The organism is Micromonospora sp. RHAY321 (assembly GCF_023896955.1).
Classification (GTDB): domain Bacteria; phylum Actinomycetota; class Actinomycetes; order Mycobacteriales; family Micromonosporaceae; genus Micromonospora.
Genome location: NZ_JAMHIW010000002.1, coordinates 591,449 through 609,954, shown reverse-complemented (window position 1 = coordinate 609,954; position 18,506 = coordinate 591,449). Strand labels below are relative to the sequence as shown.

Below are 18,506 nucleotides of genomic sequence, written 5' to 3'. Positions count from 1 at the left end.
ACGGTCCCGGCGTGGCTGCCGGTACCGTACGCCCGGCCGCACCGATGGTGGGGTGGGGGCTGTCAGCGGGCGGTCGGCAGGCGGTGCAGCGCGTCGACCAGTGGTGCCAGCTCGGGGGTGGCCTCCGCCTGGGCCAGTGCGTCGGCCAGCACCCGGTCGTGGGTGGGTCGGGCCCGGGCGAGCAGGTCGGAGCCGGCCGGGGTCAGCTCGGTGTAGATGCCGCGCCGGTCGTCGGCGCAGAGGATCCGGGTCAGCAGGCCGCGTTGCTCCAGCCGGGTGACCAGGCGGGTGGTGGCGCTGCCGGAGAGCGCGGCCGCGCGGGCGAGCTGGCTCATGCGCATGTGCCAGCCGTCCTGCCGGGAGAGCGCGTCGAGCACGGTGTACTCGACGACGGACAGTTCGTGGCCGGCCTGCAACGCCCGCTCCAGGGACGTCTCGATCAGCCCGTGCAGGGCGGCGAGGGTGCGCCAGCCCTGCGCGCGGATCTCGACCGCGTCGTCGGCGATGCCCATGCCGGCCTCCTCGGGTGTGACCTGGAAGGCCCAGGCTACCACGCTTGCGCCGATATAAAGCGCGTGCAACTATCTTGTTGTAGGCGCGGGTAGTTGCACGCGCCAGCTATCTGACCCCTCCCCGATGGGACGACCATGTCCGTACGCCAAAAGTCCATGCCGCCCGGCCTGATCGCCCTGGCCCTCGGCGCCTTCGGCATCGGGCTCACCGAATTCGTGATCATGGGGCTGCTGCCCGACGTGGCCGCCGACTTCGCGGTCACCGAGCCGGTGGCCGGCTGGCTGATCTCCGGCTACGCGCTCAGCGTGGCCGTCGGCGGGGTGGCCCTCACCGCCGCGGTCACCCGACTGCCGCGCAAGCCGGTGCTCCTCGGCCTGATGGTGCTCTTCATCATCGGCAACCTGCTCTCCGCGGTCGCCGGCGACTACGCCGTGATGATGGCCGGCCGGATCGTCGCCGCGCTCTGCCACGGCGCGTTCTTCGGGATCGGCGCCGTGGTGGCCGCCGGGCTCGTCGCACCGGCCCGCCGCGCGGGCGCGATCGCCATGATGTTCGCGGGGCTCACCACCGCGAACGTGCTCGGCGTGCCCTTCGGCACCTTCCTCGGCCAGCACTTCGGCTGGCGGTCGACGTTCTGGGCGATCACCGGCATCGGGGTGGTCGCACTGATCGGACTGGCGCTGCTGGTTCCCGGTCGTGGCACCGCCGACGCCCAGACCTCGACCGGTGGGCTGCGCGGCGAACTGCGCGCCTTCGCCCACCCGCAGGTCTGGCTCTCCCTGGTGGTCACGATCCTGGGCTTCGGCGGCATGTTCGGCGCGTTCACCTACATCGCCTACACGCTGACCGAGGTCAGCGGCTTCGCCACCGGCACGGTGCCGTGGCTGCTGGTCCTCTTCGGAGTGGGGCTGTTCGCCGGCAACCTGCTCGGCGGCCGGGCGGCGGACGTGTCACTGTCGCGCACCCTGGTCACCGTCCTGGCGGCGCTCACCGTGGTGCTCGTCGGGTTCGCCCTGACCGCGACGAGCCAGACGCTGACCATCGCCTCCCTGGTGCTGATGGGAGCGTTCGGTTTCGCTACCGTGCCGCCACTGCAGATGCGGATCATGCGGTACGCCCACCAGGCGCCCACCCTCGCCTCCGGGGCGAACATCGCGGCGTTCAACCTCGGCAACGCGTTCGGCGCCTGGATCGGCGGGGTGACCATCGCCGCCGGGCTCGGTTACACCGCGCCGATCTGGGCCGGCGCCGCGATCACCCTGGCTGGCCTGGTCGTCCTGCTCGGGGCGATCCGACTGGCCCGCCGGAGTGGGCCGACGACGGCCGACTCCGACCTGGTCGGCAGCGCGGCGTGACCCCTGCCGCGCCCCTGGCGCGGGTGGCGCCGGGTCGGGCGGACGACCCGACCCGGCGCCACCGTGATCATCGCGTTGCCATCATCCAGCAATTGCAAATTATGTGCAACAAGGTCTGGACAGGCTCCGCGAGTGGTAACTAGCCTGATCGGCATGACTCCTTACATCACGGATGCGTCGGCGTGGCAGGAGAGCTGGGACCGCCAGCAGGAGGCGTACCTGCCGGATCGGGAACACCGGTTCACCACGATGCTCGACGCCGTCGACGCGATCCTCGACGGCCGACCGCCGCGCCTGCTCGACCTGGCCGGCGGCACCGGCACCATCTCGCTGCGAACCCTCGCGCGCTTCCCCACCGCCGAGGTGACCCTCGTGGACCTCGACCCGGCACTGCTGGCCATCGCCGGCGCCTCGCTGACCGACCGGGCCACCATCGTCACCGCCGACCTCGGCACCCCGGACTGGCTGTCCGCGCTGCCCCATCGCGAGTACGACGCCGTGCTCACCGCCACCGCGCTGCACTGGCTGCCGGCGGACCGCCTCGGACTGCTCTACGGCGAGATCCGCGACGTGCTGCGGCCCGGCGGGATCTTCGTCAACGCCGACCACATGCCCGACGACACCCTTCCCGAGCTGACCAAGCGGCTGCTCGACCGGGCGCGGGACCGTCGCGCCGCCCGGTACGCGGCAGGAGCGGTCCCCTCCTGGTCGGACTGGTGGGAGCGGGCCGGTGCCGACCCGGTGCTCGCCCCCCTGGTCGCACAGCGGCACGCCATCTACCCGACCGGGCACAGCCCGGAGTGGAACCCGCCGGTCTCCTGGCACCTGGCCACCCTGACCGCGGCCGGCTTCGGCGAGGTCGGCACCCTGTGGCGTGGCGGTCCCGACGCCGCCGTCGCGGCCGTGCGCTGACCTGCCGTCGCGTGACGCGCTGAGGGAGCACGGTTCGACGGCGATATGCTGGCCTGAAGAGCCGGACGGCTTCCCGGCGGTGGGGCCCGCCGTCCCGCGTACGCGCCGGGAGAACCGCGACGCCGCTCGCCAACGGTCCCTGCCAGTGACGCCCGTGCTGGTGGGGAGGACACGTGTCAGAGCCATTCGAGCCGCGCACCGACCCCGACGTCGACCTCCGCGTTCCCGCCGACCGGGGCGAGCTGACCGCGCGCCCTGCCACGACTCTCCTCACCATCGCGGCTGGCGGGGTGCTCGGCGCGCTGTCCCGGGCCGGCCTGCAACACGCCGCCCCGCACCCGCCGACGGGCTTCCCGTGGGCGACGTTCGGGATCAACCTGTCCGGCTGCCTGCTGATCGGCGTCCTGATGGCGGTGCTCGGGCACCTCGGCGGCGGGCGTCCGCTGGTCCGCCCGTTCCTCGGGGTCGGGGTGCTCGGCGGTTTCACCACCTTCTCCACCTACGCGGTGGACGTCCAGCAGGCGCTGGTGGCGGGCGCTCCGGGCATCGCGCTGGCGTACCTGGCCGCGACGGTGCTCGGGGCACTCGTCGCGGTCGGGTTGGGCGATGCCGTCACCGCCGGACTGCTGCGACGGAGGGCAGCCCGATGACCGTGCTGCTCATCGCCCTGGGCGCGGCCGTGGGCGCGCCCCTGCGCTACCTCACCGACCGGGCCGTGCAGTCCCGGCACGACTCGGCGTTTCCCTGGGGCACGCTGACCGTCAACGTGATCGGGTCGCTGCTGCTCGGCGCCCTCGTCGGGATGCCGGCCGGCCCGGTGGTCGGCGCGTTGCTCGGCACCGGATTCTGCGGCGCGCTGACCACCTACTCCACCTTCGGTTACGAGACGCTGCGACTGGCGCAGGGCGGGCACCGCCTCCTCGCGCTGGCCAACGTGGCGGGCAGTGTCGCCGCCGGGCTCGCCGCGGCCACCGCCGGCTACACCCTGGCCCGCGCCCTGCTGGGCTGACCGCGCGGCGGTCGGTCCCCCATGCCGAATGCCCACGTCTGCCCGGCCGCCTGCGGAGAAGATACCGACGGTATATACGCGGGGTATACCCTCAGAGTAGTCTCCTGGCATGAGCGTGCCACTGACCCTTCTCGGCCTCCTCGAACGGGAGCCCAGCCACGGGTACGACCTGAAACGCGACTACGACGCCTTCTTCGGGCGGGGCAAGCCGCTGCCGTTCGGCCAGGTCTACTCCACCCTCAGTCGACTGGCCCGGGACGGCAAGGTGGTGATCAGCGACGTCGCACCCGGCTCCGGCCCCGACCGCAAGCGCTACATCATCACCGATCTGGGCGCGACCGAGGTCGAGCAGTGGCTGACCCAGCCGGTCGACCCGGAGCCGCACCTGCAGACGGTGCTCTTCGCCAAGGTCGTGCTCGCGCTGATGCTGGACCGCCCCGCCGACGAATACCTGGACACCCAGCGCAGCGCGCACCTGCGCCGGATGCGCGAGCTCACCGAGATCAAGCGTGGCGGCAGTCTGGTCGACGCACTGCTCGCCGACCACGGCCTGTACCACCTGGAGGCGGACCTCCGATGGATCGAGATGACCGGCGCCCGGTTGGACGCCCTGAGGAAGGCGGTGCGGCCATGAGCGTCGTGATCGAAGCACGCGACGCGGAGTTCGCGTTCGGCCGGACCCCGGCGCTGCGCGGCGCCAGCATCGCCGTGGACGCGGGCGAGATCCTCGCCATCATGGGTCCCAGCGGCTCGGGCAAGTCCACCCTGCTGCACTGCCTGGCCGGCATCCTCGTGCCCGACTCCGGCGAGATCCTTTTCGACGGGGTCCGCGTCGACACCATGTCCGAGCCCGAGCGCAGCAGTCTGCGGCGCGACCGCTTCGGCTTCGTGTTCCAGTTCGGTCAGCTCGTCCCCGAGCTCACCGCGGCGGAGAACGTCGCCCTGCCGCTGTTGCTCAGCGGCGTGCGCCGGACGCAGGCGCTGCGCCGGGCGTACGCCTGGTTCGAACGCCTCGGCCTGGACGGCATGGAGCAGCGCCGCTCCGGTGAGCTGTCCGGCGGGCAGGCGCAACGCGTCGCCCTCGCCCGGGGCCTGGTCGCCGAGCCGCAGGTCCTCTTCGCCGACGAGCCGACCGGCGCGCTCGACTCGCTCACCGGCGAACAGGTCATGGACCTGCTGGTCAGCGCCGCCCGCGAGCAGGGCACCACGGTCATCCTGGTCACCCACGAGGCCAGGATCGCCGCGTACGCCGACCGCGAGGTCATGGTCCGCGACGGGCGCGTCAACGCGCCGGACCGGATCGCCTCATGATCGGCTTCGGGCTCCGTCTCGCCGTGGCCGGTGGCCGTGAGGCGCTCACCCGCCTGGTCGTCATCGCCGCCGCCGTCGCGATCGGCAGCGGGCTGCTGCTGACCACCCTCGCCGGGGTCAACGCCGTCAACGCCCAGCTCACCCGGGCCGCGTCGGTGTATCCCCAAGCCTCGACGGGCGGCGACGCCGATCCCCTGTGGTGGTCGACCCGGGAGGACTACTTCCACGGCAAGCAGATCATCCGGATCGACGTCGCCGCGACCGGCCCGAGCGCGCCCACCCCGGTCGGCATCCCGACCATCCCGCGCCCCGGGGAGTACTACGCCTCGCCCTCGTTGCAGAACCTGCTGGCAGCCCATCCCGCCGACCAACTGGCCGAGCGCTACCCGGGGCGTGACCTCGGCACCGTCGGCCCGGCCGCACTGACCTCACCGGACACCCTGCTCGTCGTCATGGGTGGCACCCCCGACGAGGTTGCCAGGCTGCCCCTCGCCCAGCAGGTCACCAGCGTCGGTGACACTCCCGCAATCCCCGAAACGGTAGTGAACCTCATCCTGGGCGTGATCGCCGGTGGGCTGCTGTTTCCGGTGCTGATCTTCATCGGCACCGCGACCCGGCTCAGTGCCGCCCGCAGGGAGCAGCGCTTCGCCGCCATGCGCCTGGTTGGCGCGACACCGAAGCAAATATCGGTGGTCGCGGCAGCGGAGGCGACCGCCGCGGCCGTCGTCGGCACCGCCCTCGGCTTCGTCCTCTTCTACGCCCTGCGCGGCCCGATGGCGGGCATCCCGTTCACCGGCATGCCGTTCTTTCCCAGCGACATGTCACTGGGCGTGCTGGACGTCCTGCTCGTGGCGCTCGGCGTTCCGGCCGGTGCGGCGGTAGCGGCCCAGGTCTCGCTACGCCGCGTGCGGATCTCTCCGCTGGGTGTCACCCGGAGGGTCACCCCCCGCGCACCGCGGGCGTACCGGCTGATCCCGATCCTGCTCGGTGTCGCCATGTTGTTCTACGCCATCGGCTACCGGCCCGAGACCTCCGACGGCCAGACCGCGGTGTTCCTACCCGCCCTGCTGCTCATCATGGCCGGCCTGGTCTTCGCCGGCCCCTGGTTGACGATGGTCGGCGCCCGGGTGATGGCCCGGTACGCCAGTCGCCCCGCCACGCTCATCGCCGCGCGCCGTCTCGCCGACAACCCGAAGGCCGGCTTCCGGGCGATCAGCGGCATCATGCTCGCGCTCTTCGTCACGAGCGTTGCCGTCGGCGTGATCACCACGATCGTCGCCAACCGCGGCCCGGCGCCGATCGGCTCGACCGAGGCGAGAACCCTGTCCATGGACTTCGGCGAGAAGTCACCCTCGGTGCCCGACGCGCTGTTCACCGAACTGCGCTCCACCACCGGCGTACGGTTCGCGGCCGCGGTCCGCGAGAACCCAGACATGATGAGCGCCAGCGAGCCCGGCCTGGTCGCCTGCACCGAGTTCCCGAGCGCCTACGGCCGGTGCGCCGACGGCGCGAGCGTCGCCGAGGTGGCGATGGGCTTCATCCCCTTCCGGGAAACGGCGTCGTCCACGAGGGTCTGGCCGATCGCCTCGGTCCCACTCGGCGACCTGCAGAGGCTGCCGGTGCTGTCGATCGTCGTCGGCACGGATGGTTCCGCCGCCGCCGTCGAACGCTCGCGCACCGTCCTCGAGACCGCCTTTCCGGCCTTCCGGGTGGCGCCGAACGTGCCCGGCGACTTCGAGTCGGCGTTCGCCAACACGCTGCGCGGCTGGGAACAACTGGCCAACGTCATCATCATCGCCAGCCTGGCGCTCGGCGGGTGCAGCCTCGCGGTCAGCGTGATCGGCGGCCTCACCGAACGCCGGCGTCCGTTCAGCCTGCTGCGCCTCAGCGGCGCGCCGGTGCGGGTCCTGCGCCGGGTGGTGGCGCTGGAGAGCGCCGTACCGATGCTCGCCGTCGCCGCCGTCGCCATCGGCATGGGCCTCCTCGCCGCCCACCTGTTCCTGCGGGCGCAGATGGACTACACGCTCGTCGCGCCGCAGCCGGGCTTCTACGTGATCGTCGTCGTCGGGTTGGCCACCTGCCTCGGCGTCATCGCCTCCACGCTGCCGCTGTTGGAACGCATCACCGGACCGGAGACCGCCCGCAGCGAGTAGTCGTCAGTCCCTGGGCCCGGTGGTCCCGACAGCGACCACCGGGCCGAGAACGAAGACGGCGGGCGGACGGATGTCCTCCCGGGCGGCGACCGCGCCGATCTCGTCCAACCGGGCGGGCACCGACCGCTGGTCGGGCTGCCCGGCGTCCTGCACGGCGAGCACCGGAGTCTCCGGGGCACGGCCGTGCTCGATCAGCACCGACGCGATCTTGGCGATGGTGTCGACGGCCATCAGCAGCACGACGGTGCCCCGGGCCCGAGCCAGCGCCGCCCAGTCGACCAGCGAGTCGGGGTGGCCGGGCGGCAGGTGCCCGGAGACGACGGTGACGTCGTGCGCCACGCCCCGGTGGGTCACCGGCACGCCGGCCAGCGCCGGCGCGGCCAACGCGCTGCTCACTCCGGGGACCACGGTCACCGGTACGCCGGCCGCCCGGCAGGCCAGCACCTCCTCGTGCCCGCGTCCGAAAACGTACGGGTCGCCGCCCTTGAGCCGGACCACCCGCCGGCCGGCGCGAGCGTGCGACACCAGGGCCGCGTTGATCGCCTCCTGGGCCACGGACGGGCCACGGGGCACCTTGGCGGCGTCGACCACCAGCACGTCGGGGCGCAGTCCGGCGAGCAGCCCCTGTGGAGCCAGGCGGTCGACGACCACCACGTCGGCGGCGTCGAGCAGCGCCCGGCCGCGTACCGTGATCAGGTCGTCGGGCCCCGGCCCGCCGCCGACCACCGCCACCGAGCCGTGCCCGTGGTGCTCGTGGCCGTGCTCGTGCCCGTGGTGATGGTGGTGGCCGCCGACCGGGTCGTCGGGGTGGTCGTGCGGGCGCTGCGGGCGCCCCACCTTGTCGGCGAAACCGGGCATCAGCACCCGGTACGCGCAGGTGTCGCAGTTCATCCGGATGTCCCCGCCCAGCGCCTCGGCGTAGCGCTCCAGCACCAGGTCGGCCAACGCGTCGCAGTCGCCGATCAGGCCGGCGACCCGCACGTCCAGCTCGGGGTGGGCGGCGGCGAACTCCGCCGACCGGGCGACGATCCGGTCCGGCAGCACCCCGGCGAACAGGAAGTACGGCGCGACCACGATCCGCCGCGCGCCGAGCCGACGCAGCCGGTCGAGCACCTGCGGCACCGACGGCTCGGCCAGGGAGATGAACCCCGGCTCGACGCCGGCGTAGCCGCGCCCCTCCCAGAGCAGCCGGGCCACCTTGGCCACCTCGGCGTTGGCGTCCGGGTCGGTGGAACCCCGGCCGATCAGCGCGACCCAGGTGCCGGCCCGGTCGGCGCCGGCCAGCGCCGCGTCGATGCGCTGTTCGAGGGCGTCGTGCAGCAGTGGGTGCGGCCCGAGTGGACGGCCGTAGCGGTAGCTCAGCCCCGGGTGGCGCTCCTGCTCGCGTCCCATGGCGGCGGGGATGTCGCCCTTGCCGTGGCCGGCCGCGGTGAGCACCAGCGGCAGCGCCACCAGCGCCCGGTGCCCCCGCTCGACCAGCGCGGTCACCGCGTCGGTCAGCGGCGGCCGGGACAGCTCGATGAAGCCGCCCTCCACGTCGCCGACGACACCGCGTCGGCGGACCCGCTCGACCAGCGCGGCGAACTGGTCGACCCCGGCCGCGCTGCGCGTACCGTGCCCGACGATGACCAGACCGGTCATGACATCTCCTCGACGTAGAGCAGGGCGTTGAGGGCGGCGGCGGCGACCGCCGAGCCGCCCTTCTCCCCCACGTTGGACACTGCGGGCAGGCCGCTGGCCCGCAGCGCCGCCTTCGACTCGGCCGCGCCCACGAAGCCGACCGGCAGGCCGACGACCAGCGCGGGCGCGGCGTCCAGGGTGAGCAGTTCGACCAGCGCCGTCGGCGCGCAGCCGACCACCCAGACGGCGCCCGGGCCGACGCGGTCCAGTGCGATCCGTACCGCCGCCGCCGACCGGGTGATCCCGGCCGTCCGGCCCAGTTCGGCGGCGGCCGGTTCGGCGACCGGGCAGACCAGTTCCCGGCCGGCCCGGGTGATGCCGGCGGCGACCATGGCCACGTCGGTGACCACCGGCGCGCCGGCGCGCAGCGCGGCCAGCCCGGACTCCAGGGCCGCCTCGTCGCAGACCAGCTCGTCGACGTACGCCAGGTCGGCGCTGGCGTGCACCACCCGCTCAGTCACCGCGCGGCTCAGCGGCGGCAGGTGGGACAGGTCGACCCGGTCGCGCAGGATTCGGTAAGACTCCGCCTCGATGGGGTGCACGACCCGGCTCACTGCCGCTCCCCCACCACTTCGGTGGGCACGGCGGCGGTGCCGTAGCGGCGGTCGTAGCCGCGCACCTTCCACAGCGCGACCGCACCCACCCAGGAGGCGACGAAGAGCCCCACCACCACGTAGCCGAGTTGCTCGAAGTGGTCGGCGACGGCCGCGTACCCGGCCAGCGCGGTCATCCCCAGGTGGTCGACCAGCAGGCCGGCCAGGTAGACGCTGGCCACCACCGCGCCGACCAGCACCGTCATCGCCGTGGTGGCCAGGTTGTAGTAGAGCCGCCGGGCCGGCTGCCGGTACGCCCACGAGTAGGCGCGGCTCATCAGCAGGCTGTCCGCGGTGTCCATGGCGGACATGCCGGCGGCGAAGAGCAGTGGCAGCGTCAGCAGGGCCAGCACCGGCAGCCCGCCCGAGGCGGCGGTGCTGGCCGACAGCGCCAGCAGGGTCACCTCGCTGGCCGTCTCCAGGCCGAGGCCGAAGAGGAACCCGACCGGCGCCATGTGCCAGGAGGAACGCACCAGCGAGCGGGCCCGGGAACCCAGCACGCGCTGCATCAGCCCTCGGTTGAGCAGTTGCAGGTCCAGTTCCCGCTCGTCGAGGTCACCGTGGCGCAGCCGTCGCCACAGCCGGGCCAACCCGCCGAGGACCACCGCGTTGAGCGCGGCCACCAGCGCCAGGAAGAGGGTGGCGGTGACGATCGCGATGGTGGCTCCCAGTTCGCGGGCCTGCTCCAGCCCGGGGCCGGTGAGGTTGGCCGAGGCCAGCCCGACGATCAGGGCGAGCAGCAGCACCACGGCGCTGTGCCCGAGGGCGAAGAAGAACCCGACGCCCACCGGCCGCCGGCCGCGCAGCAGCATCAGCCGGGTGGTGTCGTCGATGGCGGCGATGTGGTCGGCGTCGAAGGCGTGCCGGACCCCGAGCACGTACGCGAGGGCGCCGGCTCCGGCCAGCCCGCCGGCCGCAACGGGCTGGTGGTTCCAGTACAGGTACAGGCTCCAGCCGGCGACGTGCAGCACGGCGACGGCGAGCACGATGCCGCCGAGGCGGGCCCGCTCGGCACGGCTCCATCGGCCGGCCGGGGGTGCGGTGCTGACGGCGGTCGAACTCATCGGACTCCTCCACGTTCGTCGGGGTCGGCGACGCGGATCGCGTCCACCGGGCAGATCTCCAGGCACTCCAGGCAGCCGGTGCAGCGGTCGACGCGGACCGTCAGACCCCCGGCCACCGGACGGATCGCGTGGGTGGGGCAGGTGAGCAGGCAGGCGCCGCAGCCCTGGCAGGCGCCGATGGTCACGATCGCCACCGGTACCCCCGGGGCGTGACCATGCGGCCGGCGACCAGCCGGGTGTCGCTGCTGCCGACGACCACGACGCTGTACATGTCGACCAGAGCCGGGTCGACGGTGGCCAGGGTGGCCAGGTGTACGCGCTCGTCGGGGCGGCTGGCGTTGCGCACCACGCCGACCGGGGTGTCCGCCGGCCGGTGCTCGGCGAGGATCGTCAGGGCCGCGCCGAGCTGCCAGTCCCGGTTGCGGCTGCGCGGGTTGTAGAACAGCGTCACGAAGTCACCCTCCGCGGCGGCGGTCACCCGCCGCTCGATGACCTCCCACGGGGTGTGCAGGTCCGACAGGCTCACGTAGGCGTGGTCGTGGCCGAGCGGGGCGCCGAGCAGCGCGCCGGCGGCCAGCGCTGCGGTCACCCCGGGGACGCCGACCACGTCGATGCGCTCGTCGGCGTACTCCAGGGCGGGGCTGGCCATCGCGTACACCCCGGCGTCGCCGGACCCGACCAGCGCGACCGCCCTCCCGGCGGCGGCCTCGGCGACGGCGGCGCGGGCCCGTGCCTCCTCCGCGCCCAGCCCGCTGGAGAGCACCCGGGTGCCCGGTCGGAGCAGGTCGCGGACCTGGTCGAGGTACTGGTCCAGGCCGACGACCACGGCGGCGCGGCGCAGCTCGGCCACCGCGCGGGGGGTGCGCAGGTCGGCAGCGCCCGGGCCGAGGCCGACGACGGCCAGCCGGCCGCGCGGCGCGTGCCTCGCCACCGCCACGGTGGCCATCGCCGACGCGGTCTTCGGCACGAGCAGGGCGGCGTCGCCCGGCCGACCGGCATGGCCGAGCAGGGCGGCGGCCTCCGCCACGCTCGGCGTGCCGACCGCGGCACGGACCACCTCGCTGGGATGCGGCACGTCGACCGCCGCCAGCTCCGTCGCCGTCCAGGTCACCAGGGGTACGCGGCACGCGTCGGCGGTGCTGAGGATGCCCGCCTCGTCGGCCTTGACGTCGGCGCTGGCCAGGCAGCGCAGGCTGGCCGGGCTGAGGTCGGCCCGCGCCAGCACCCGGTGCAGCAGCTCCGCCACCTCGGCGGCGGGTACGCCCCGACTGGCACCGACGCCAGCGACCAGTGACGGCGGTCGTAGCACCGCCGTCCGCCCGTCCAGCGGCACGACCCGGTCCGTGACCAGCAGCCGGTACCCGTCCTCCGGAGCGTCGCCGCGCTCGTCGGCCGTCCGCGGACGGACGTTCGGTGGCAGGGCGGGCAGCGGCCACTCGGCGTCGGCGATCAGGCGGACGGGCTCACCGTCCAGGATGGCGCGGGACACCGCGGCGACCGCGCCCTCCACCGGCCAGCCGAGGGTGTCCAGCCCCGGCAGGTCGACCGCGTCGGTGGCGGTGGTGACCACCGGTCGGGCGTCCAGCAGAGCCCCGATCTCTTCGGCGAGGTCGTTGCCACCGCCGGCGTGCCCGCCCAGCAGCGCCACGGCGTGCCGGGCCGCCTCGTCGACGACCACCACGGCCGGGTCGGTGCGCTTGTCGCCGAGCAGCGGGGCGAGGATCCGTACCACCGCGCCGGTGGCCAGGAAGGCGACCACGGCGTCGCACCGCCCCCAGGCGTCTCGCAGCGCGTCGGCGACGCTGTCCCCCTCGACCAGTCGGGCGTGTGGCCAGGCGGCGGCGACGGTGTGGGCGTGCCGCCGACCGGCGGCGGTGGCCGCGACCAGCCCGATCCGGGTGTGCGAGGTCAGGTTGTGCACGGGCGCTCCCCGGTGAGGACGACCACCGGGTTGGTGGCCGCGAGGCGGATCGACCCGCCGGGCAGGTCGGCGAGGCGGGCGGCGGAGAGTTGACTGCCCTCGACGGTGTAGCCGGCGGCGCGCAGCAGCCCGACGGCCGGCGCGACCCGGTCCAGGGCGGCCAGGGTGAGCACCACCCGCTCGGGTAGACCGGCCACCACGGCGGCGAGGACGTCCCCGCCACCGCCGCCGACGAAGACCGCGTCCGGCTCGGGCAGGCCGGCCAGCGCCGCCGGGGCCCGCCCGACGACCAGCCGGACGTCGACGGCGTGCGCGGCGGCGTTGGCCCGGATCGTCGCGGCACCTTCCGGGTCCTGCTCGACGGCGAGGACAGCCGCCCCGAGCAGCGCGCACTCGATGCCCACCGAGCCGCTGCCCGCGCCGATGTCCCAGACCAGGCGGCCCAGCCGGGGGCGCAGCCGGGCGACGACGAGGGCGCGTACCTCCGACTTGGTGATCATTGAGTCGCGGTGGGCGTAGCGGCTCTCCGGCAGTGCCCAGCCGCCGACCGGCGCGGCGGCAGGTTGGTTGTCGGCCCGCATCCCGGCGGGCGCGACGGGGTCGGCCGGGTCGGGTGCGGCGATGCTGAGCAGCACGTGCGGGTCGTCCCAGGTCCTGACGGCAGCCTGCTCGGGGGTCACCTCGCTGACCCGTTCGGCGTCGGTGCCCAGGTGCTCGGCGACGACCAGGCGGCGGGACCAGCCGGCCAGCCCGGCGGCCAGCTCGGCGGCGCCGGCGCCGGGCGCGGTGAGCACGGCGACCAGCGGCAGCGCCCGGCAGGCGTTCAGCGCCGGTCGCGGGTCACGGCCGTGCGCGGTGACCACGGCGGCGCCGTCCCAGGGCAGCCCGGCACGGGCGAACGCGGCGGCCACGCTGGACACGGCGGGAACGACCCGCAACGGCAGCCCGGCCGCGCGCAGCCGTCGCACGATGCCGAACAGGCCCGGATCTCCGCTGGCCAGCACCACGGCCGGCACACCGTCGCCGACGGCGGCGGCCAGCCGCCGTACGGCCGGATCCAGCGGCCCGAGGGCGGCGGTGGCCGCGCCGGGCGGTACGGGCACCGCGGCCAGGTGCCGGGCGGCCCCGACCACCAGACCGGCGGCGGCCAGCGCCGGCGCGAGCGCGGGGTGCGGCGGGGCGCCGACGGCGTCTAGGCCGACCACGGTCACCGGGGTCACGGGTTCCACCGACCCGACGAGGCGACCACCCGCGCGCCGGCGAAGTCGACCATCGCCACGTCCACGGTGACTGTCGGCCCCGCGAAGCGCCGCAGCACCTGGCGGACCCGGTGGCAGAGCAGGTCGCCGGCCGGGGCGAGCAGTCCGGCGGCCTCCCACAGCTCGTACGCGTGCCGGCCGGTGTTCGCCTCGGTCACCGCGGCGACGAGCGACGCGTCGCCACCGGCCTCGGCGGTCACCGCGCCGAGCAGGGAGAGGTCCACTCTGGAGCGGGTGTAGTGGGTCATCAGGATGCCGGCGGCGAGCTTCGCCAGCTTGCCGGCCATCCCGACGAAGACCACCCCGGTCATCGCGTCGCCCACGGCGGCGGTCACGGCGGCGCCGGTGAAGTCGCCGACCTCGACGAAGCAGACCTCGGGCAGCTCGGGCAGCAGCGCGCGGGCGGCCCGTTCGGTGCGCCCACCGGTGCAGAGCACCACGGTCCGCTCGCCCTGGGCGGCCATCACGTGCACGGCCTGCACGACGCTGGCCCGCCAGGAGGCGGTGGAGAAGGGCCGGACGATCCCGGTGGTGCCGAGGATGGAGATGCCGCCGAGGATGCCGAGCCGCCGGTTGGTGGTCTTGCGGGCCATGATCTCGCCCCGGGGCACACTGATCACCACCCGGACACCGACCTCGCTGAGGTCGACCACCTCGGCCACCGCCTCGCTGATCATCCGACGTGGGGTGTCGTTGATCGCCGGGCCGCCGACCGCGAGCCCGAGACCCGGCTTGGTGACCGTGCCGACGCCGGCTCCGCCGGCCAGCCGGAGCCCGGGTACGTCTGTCCAGTCGACGGTGGCGGTCAGCTCGGCGCCGTGGGTGACGTCCGGGTCGTCGCCGGCGTCCTTGACCACCACCGCTTCGGCGCGGACCGGTGGGGTGCCGGTCACCACGCAGCGTTCGACTGGGAAGCGCACCCGGCGTCCGGCGGGCAGGCCGATCTCCACCTCCTGCTGGGTGGCGCCGGTGACCAGCGCGGTGACCGCGGCCTTGGCCGCCGCCGTCGCGCAGGCGCCGGTGGTCCAGCCGGTGCGCAGCGCGGTGGGCCGGACCTTCGCGGTACGCGGCAGGTCCGGCTCGCGCAGCGGCGGCTCGGCGTACGTCACGGTGTGTCCCCAGGTGCGGCTGTGCCCCCGGCACGGGCACCCGCCTGGCGGCGAAGTTCGGCGCGGGCGGCCGGCTCGGCCCGGCGGAAGGTGTGGAAGTGCCCGGGGTGGTAGAGGTGCGAGCGGGTGCCCTCGGCAGCGAGGGCCGGCCCGACCAGGAAGAGCGTGTGCTTCCAGAGTCGGTGCTGCTTGACCGTCGCCTCCAGGGTGCCGACCGTGCAGCGCACCACCAGCTCGTCCGGCCAGGTCGCCTGGTACGCCACCACGGCCGGGGTGTCCTCCGGGTAGCCACCGGCCAGCAGCTCGGCCTGCACCTGCCCGGAGCGGGCGGCGGAGAGGAACAGCGCCATCGTGGTGCCGTGTCGGGCGAAGTCGCGGACCCGCTCACCGGGCGGCATCGGCGTCTTGCCACCCTCCAGGCGGGTGAGGATCACCGACTGGGCCACCTCGGGCACGGTCAGCTCCCGTCCGACGATCGCCGCGACGGCGGTGAACGAGGACACCCCGGGCACGATCTCGACGGCCAGGTCGAGCGCCCGGCACAGGTCCAGCTGCTCCTGCACCGCGCCCCACAGCGCCGGGTCTCCGGAGTGGATCCGGGCCACGGTCAGCCCCTGCTCGGCGGCGCGCCGGTAGAGCGGGAGCACCCCCTCGATCGGCAGCTGCGAGGAGTCGACGATCTCGGCGCCGGCCCGGGCGTGGGCGAGCACGTCGGTGTGCACCAGGCTGGCCGCCCAGACCACGATGTCCGCCTCGGCGATCACCCGGGCGGCCCTCAGGGTCAGCAGATCCGCCGCCCCGGGGCCCGCGCCGACGAACCACACCTTGCCGTCGCTGGTCACAGTTTTCCTCCTCGGTGCTCGCGGCGGGCCGGGACCAGCAGCGTCGACAGGTACGGCAGGTCGTGGTCGGTGTCGTCGACCGGGCCGATGCGTTCGCCGGGCAGCCCCACGCTGCGCCCGAGCACGGCGTCGGCGAGCCGGCCCTGTCGGCGCAGCTCGGCGAGCAGCTCCGGGTGCCGCCGCCAGCCCTTGTAGACGGCCACGGTGCCCGGCCCGGCCAGCGCGTCGGCGAAGAGCGCCAGTCCGGCGGTGGCCGGCAGCAGGGTCAGCGGTTCGCGTCCCTCGCAGAGCGGGGTGCCGCTGCGCGCGGCCAACTCCTGCAGCGCGGTGACACCGGGCACGGTGGCCACCCGCACCGCCGGGCGCAGGTCACGGACGCTCTGCGCCAGGTAGCCGAAGGTGGAGTAGACGTTCGGGTCGCCGATGGTGGCGAAGGCCAACGACCGCGCGCCGATGTCGATCGCCTCGACGACGGCTCGCGCGGCGTCGTCCCAGGCCGCCGCCCGGCGGGCCGTCACCCCACCCCGGTCGTCCAGCGCGAACGGCAGCCGGCGCAGCCGGTCCGCCGCCACGTACTCCCGCACGGTGCGCTCGGCCCGCCCGGCGGCGGCGTCGGACCCAGGTCGGTCCGCCATCACGGGTACGAAGACCAGATCGGCCGCGCGCAGCACCCGTACCGCCCTGACCGTCAGCAGTTCCGGGTCACCCGGCCCGACACCGACCCCGGTCAGCGTGGCATCCACGGCCCGGGCGTCGACACCGCCGTCGGCGCTCATCGGCACGCCTCCACCAGTCGGCGGGCGGCACCGGGGTGCCCGGCCCAGTGGGTGTGCAGGTAGGAGGCGTGCACCCGGCCGGCGACGAAGCCGTGCTCCGCGCCGTCCCAACGCCACGCCGGCCGGTCGCCGTGCCCCGGGTCGGTGGTGGTGCGGTGGAACTCGTGGCCGCGTACCGGCTCGCCGGCCCGGTTCACCGGGGAGTCGGTGACGGCCACCGCCTCCCGGTAGCCGAGGGTGAGCCGGCCGGTCATCCGGGCGGTCAGGTCCAGCCGGCCGCACATGGGCACCCCGTCCAGGGTCCGCCCGAGGTAGAGCAGCCCGGCGCACTCGGCCACGATCGGCCCGTCGAAGGCGGCCAGCTCGGCGCGGAGCGCGGTGTTGCCGGCCAGCGCCTCCGCGTACGCCTCGGGGAAGCCGCCGCCGACGACCACCGCGCGGGTGCCGGCGGGCAGCGCCGGATCGCGCAGCGGATCGACGGTGACGACGTCCGCGCCGGACGCGGTGAGCAGCTCGGCGGTCTCCGCGTACGAGAAGGTGAAGGCCGGACCACCGGCGAGCGCGACGCGTGGCCGCTCCGCGCCGACCGGTCCGTCGACGGCGGCAACGGGGTTCCACGCCGGGGCGGTCAGCGGCGGGGCGGTCCGGGCCAGGTCGAGCACGGCGTCGAGGTCCACGGTGGACTCGACCAGCTCGGCCAGGGCCGTCACGATCGCCAGGGACTCGGGCGCCCGCTCGGCGACCGGGACCAGTCCCAGGTGCCGCGCCGGTGCGGCCACCTCGGCGGCCCGGGTGACCGCACCGAGCACCGGTACGCCCACCTCGGCCAGCGCGTCGCGCAGCAGCGTCTCGTGCCGGGGCGAGCCGACCCGGTTGAGGATCACCCCGCCGATCCGTACGGCCGGGTCGAAGGCGGCCATGCCCAGCGTCAGCGCGGCGGCCGAGCGGCCCTGCGCGGTGGTGTCCAGCACCAGCAGCACAGGTGCCCCGATCAGCCGGGCCACGTGCGCGGTGGAGGCGTAGTCGCGGCGACCGACGGCGCCGTCGTGCAGACCCATCACGCCCTCCACCACGGCCACGTCGGCGGGCGTCGGGACGGTGGCGCCGTGGCGCAGCAGCGGGGCGATCCGCTGCGCGCCGACCAGGAACGGGTCGAGGTTGCGGCCGGGCCGGCCGGCGGCGAGGGCGTGGTAGCCGGGGTCGATGTAGTCCGGCCCGACCTTGTGCGGGCTGACCGTCAGGCCCCGGCGGCGCAGCGCGGCGAGCAGACCGGTGGCCACGGTGGTCTTGCCGTGACCGCTGGCCGGTGCGGCGACCACCACCCGGGGCAGCGCCCACGGCTCGACGTCGCTCACCACTCGATGCCCTTCTGGCCCTTCTGGCCGGCGTCCATCGGGTGCTTGACCTTGGTCAGCTCGGCCACCAGGTCGGCGGCGGCCACCAGCCTCGGGTCGGCGTCCCGGCCGGTGATCACCACGTGCTGGAAACCGGGACGGTCGGCCAGCGTGGCCACCACCTCGTCGACGTCCACCCAGCCCCACTTCATCGGGTAGGTGAACTCGTCCAGCACGTACAGCCCGTAGCGCTCGGCGGCCAGGTCCCGCTGGATCTGCCGCCAGCCCTCCAGGGCGTCGGCGGCGTGGTCGGCGTCGGCGCCGCGCTGGATCCAGGACCAGCCCTCGCCCATCTTGTGCCAGGCCACCGGTGCGCCCTGGCCGGTGCGCTCGTGCACCTCGCCAAGCGCCCGGAAGGCGTTCTCCTCGCCCACCCGCCACTTGGCGCTCTTGACGAACTGGAACACCCCGACCGGCAGCCCGGCGGTCCACGCCCGCAGCGCCAACCCGAAGGCGGCCGTGGACTTCCCCTTCATCTGTCCCGTGTGGACCATCAACAACGGCCGGTGGCGGCGCTGCCGGGTGGTCAACCCGTCGACGGGCACAACGCTCGGCTTCCCCTGCGGCATCAGCACGTCCCCCATCCCGCGGGCACTCCCGCGATCTTGCAGTCTC

The 18,506-nt window shown here is 74.5% G+C and carries 19 protein-coding genes; 7 read left to right on the top strand and 12 right to left on the bottom strand.

Annotated elements, in window-relative coordinates; translation table 11 throughout:
- Positions 1-62: 62 nt before the first annotated feature.
- Positions 63-554 carry a MarR family winged helix-turn-helix transcriptional regulator gene (locus M8C17_RS07140; RefSeq protein ID WP_252415592.1) on the bottom strand — a complete coding sequence of 164 codons (492 nt, stop codon included), beginning with the start codon at positions 552-554 and terminating at the stop codon, positions 63-65.
- A gap of 93 nt (positions 555-647) precedes the next feature.
- Here M8C17_RS07140 and M8C17_RS07135 point away from each other — a divergent pair, with 93 nt between their 5' ends.
- The 7 genes from M8C17_RS07135 to M8C17_RS07105 all read left to right on the top strand — a co-directional run bounded on the left by M8C17_RS07135 (position 648) and on the right by M8C17_RS07105 (position 7,253).
- The gene (locus tag M8C17_RS07135; protein ID WP_252415591.1) at positions 648-1,868 is read left to right on the top strand and encodes an MFS transporter; all 1,221 of its coding nucleotides are present in this window, start codon (positions 648-650) and stop codon (positions 1,866-1,868) included.
- A 153-nt stretch (positions 1,869-2,021) separates the two neighbouring features.
- Positions 2,022-2,780, top strand: coding sequence for a trans-aconitate 2-methyltransferase (locus M8C17_RS07130; RefSeq protein WP_252415590.1), 759 nt, complete (start codon positions 2,022-2,024; stop codon positions 2,778-2,780).
- Between the two features lie 173 nt (positions 2,781-2,953).
- Positions 2,954-3,430 (top strand): CrcB family protein, encoded by a 477-nt coding sequence (locus M8C17_RS07125; protein ID WP_252415589.1) that lies wholly within the window; start codon positions 2,954-2,956, stop codon positions 3,428-3,430.
- Entirely contained in the window at positions 3,427-3,789 is a 363-nt protein-coding gene (crcB, locus tag M8C17_RS07120) for a fluoride efflux transporter CrcB (protein ID WP_252415588.1), read from the top strand. Before M8C17_RS07125 ends, crcB begins: the two co-directional genes overlap by 4 nt.
- A gap of 109 nt (positions 3,790-3,898) precedes the next feature.
- Positions 3,899-4,423, top strand: a complete 525-nt coding sequence (locus tag M8C17_RS07115) for a PadR family transcriptional regulator (RefSeq protein WP_252415587.1) — start codon at positions 3,899-3,901, stop codon at positions 4,421-4,423.
- Entirely contained in the window at positions 4,420-5,100 is a 681-nt protein-coding gene (locus M8C17_RS07110) for an ABC transporter ATP-binding protein (RefSeq protein ID WP_252415586.1), read from the top strand. Before M8C17_RS07115 ends, M8C17_RS07110 begins: the two co-directional genes overlap by 4 nt.
- Positions 5,097-7,253: an FtsX-like permease family protein gene (locus tag M8C17_RS07105; protein WP_252415585.1), complete on the top strand. Its 2,157-nt coding sequence runs from the start codon at positions 5,097-5,099 to the stop codon at positions 7,251-7,253. The genes M8C17_RS07110 and M8C17_RS07105 overlap by 4 nt, the downstream gene beginning before the upstream one ends.
- 3 nt (positions 7,254-7,256) lie before the next feature.
- Here the strand turns inward: M8C17_RS07105 and cobA are convergent, their stop codons facing one another.
- The 11 genes from cobA to cobO are packed head-to-tail and all read right to left on the bottom strand — an operon-like array spanning position 7,257 to position 18,460.
- A complete protein-coding gene (gene cobA, locus M8C17_RS07100) occupies positions 7,257-8,894 on the bottom strand; it encodes a uroporphyrinogen-III C-methyltransferase (protein ID WP_252415584.1) in 1,638 nt (545 codons plus the stop codon).
- Positions 8,891-9,487, bottom strand: coding sequence for a precorrin-8X methylmutase (locus M8C17_RS07095; protein ID WP_252415583.1), 597 nt, complete (start codon positions 9,485-9,487; stop codon positions 8,891-8,893). Before M8C17_RS07095 ends, cobA begins: the two co-directional genes overlap by 4 nt.
- Positions 9,484-10,590 (bottom strand): HoxN/HupN/NixA family nickel/cobalt transporter, encoded by a 1,107-nt coding sequence (locus M8C17_RS07090; protein WP_252415582.1) that lies wholly within the window; start codon positions 10,588-10,590, stop codon positions 9,484-9,486. Before M8C17_RS07090 ends, M8C17_RS07095 begins: the two co-directional genes overlap by 4 nt.
- Positions 10,587-10,784, bottom strand: coding sequence for a DUF362 domain-containing protein (locus tag M8C17_RS07085; RefSeq protein WP_252415581.1), 198 nt, complete (start codon positions 10,782-10,784; stop codon positions 10,587-10,589). The genes M8C17_RS07090 and M8C17_RS07085 overlap by 4 nt, the downstream gene beginning before the upstream one ends.
- Positions 10,772-12,511 carry a precorrin-3B C(17)-methyltransferase gene (gene cobJ / locus M8C17_RS07080; RefSeq protein WP_252415580.1) on the bottom strand — a complete coding sequence of 580 codons (1,740 nt, stop codon included), beginning with the start codon at positions 12,509-12,511 and terminating at the stop codon, positions 10,772-10,774. The genes M8C17_RS07085 and cobJ overlap by 13 nt, the downstream gene beginning before the upstream one ends.
- A complete protein-coding gene (gene cbiE / locus M8C17_RS07075) occupies positions 12,499-13,740 on the bottom strand; it encodes a precorrin-6y C5,15-methyltransferase (decarboxylating) subunit CbiE (protein WP_374557453.1) in 1,242 nt (413 codons plus the stop codon). Before cbiE ends, cobJ begins: the two co-directional genes overlap by 13 nt.
- Positions 13,728-14,879 carry a cobalt-precorrin-5B (C(1))-methyltransferase gene (locus M8C17_RS07070; RefSeq protein ID WP_252415579.1) on the bottom strand — a complete coding sequence of 384 codons (1,152 nt, stop codon included), beginning with the start codon at positions 14,877-14,879 and terminating at the stop codon, positions 13,728-13,730. Before M8C17_RS07070 ends, cbiE begins: the two co-directional genes overlap by 13 nt.
- Complete coding sequence (cobM, locus tag M8C17_RS07065) at positions 14,876-15,721, bottom strand: precorrin-4 C(11)-methyltransferase (RefSeq protein ID WP_252415578.1); 846 nt, start codon at positions 15,719-15,721, stop codon at positions 14,876-14,878. Before cobM ends, M8C17_RS07070 begins: the two co-directional genes overlap by 4 nt.
- Positions 15,718-16,464 (bottom strand): precorrin-2 C(20)-methyltransferase, encoded by a 747-nt coding sequence (cobI, locus tag M8C17_RS07060; protein ID WP_252415755.1) that lies wholly within the window; start codon positions 16,462-16,464, stop codon positions 15,718-15,720. Before cobI ends, cobM begins: the two co-directional genes overlap by 4 nt.
- Positions 16,465-16,493: 29 nt before the next feature.
- The gene (locus M8C17_RS07055; RefSeq protein ID WP_374557449.1) at positions 16,494-17,852 is read right to left on the bottom strand and encodes a cobyrinate a,c-diamide synthase; all 1,359 of its coding nucleotides are present in this window, start codon (positions 17,850-17,852) and stop codon (positions 16,494-16,496) included.
- On the bottom strand, positions 17,849-18,460 hold the full coding sequence (cobO, locus tag M8C17_RS07050) for a cob(I)yrinic acid a,c-diamide adenosyltransferase (protein WP_252415754.1): 612 nt from the start codon (positions 18,458-18,460) through the stop codon (positions 17,849-17,851). The genes M8C17_RS07055 and cobO overlap by 4 nt, the downstream gene beginning before the upstream one ends.
- Positions 18,461-18,506: the final 46 nt, after the last annotated feature.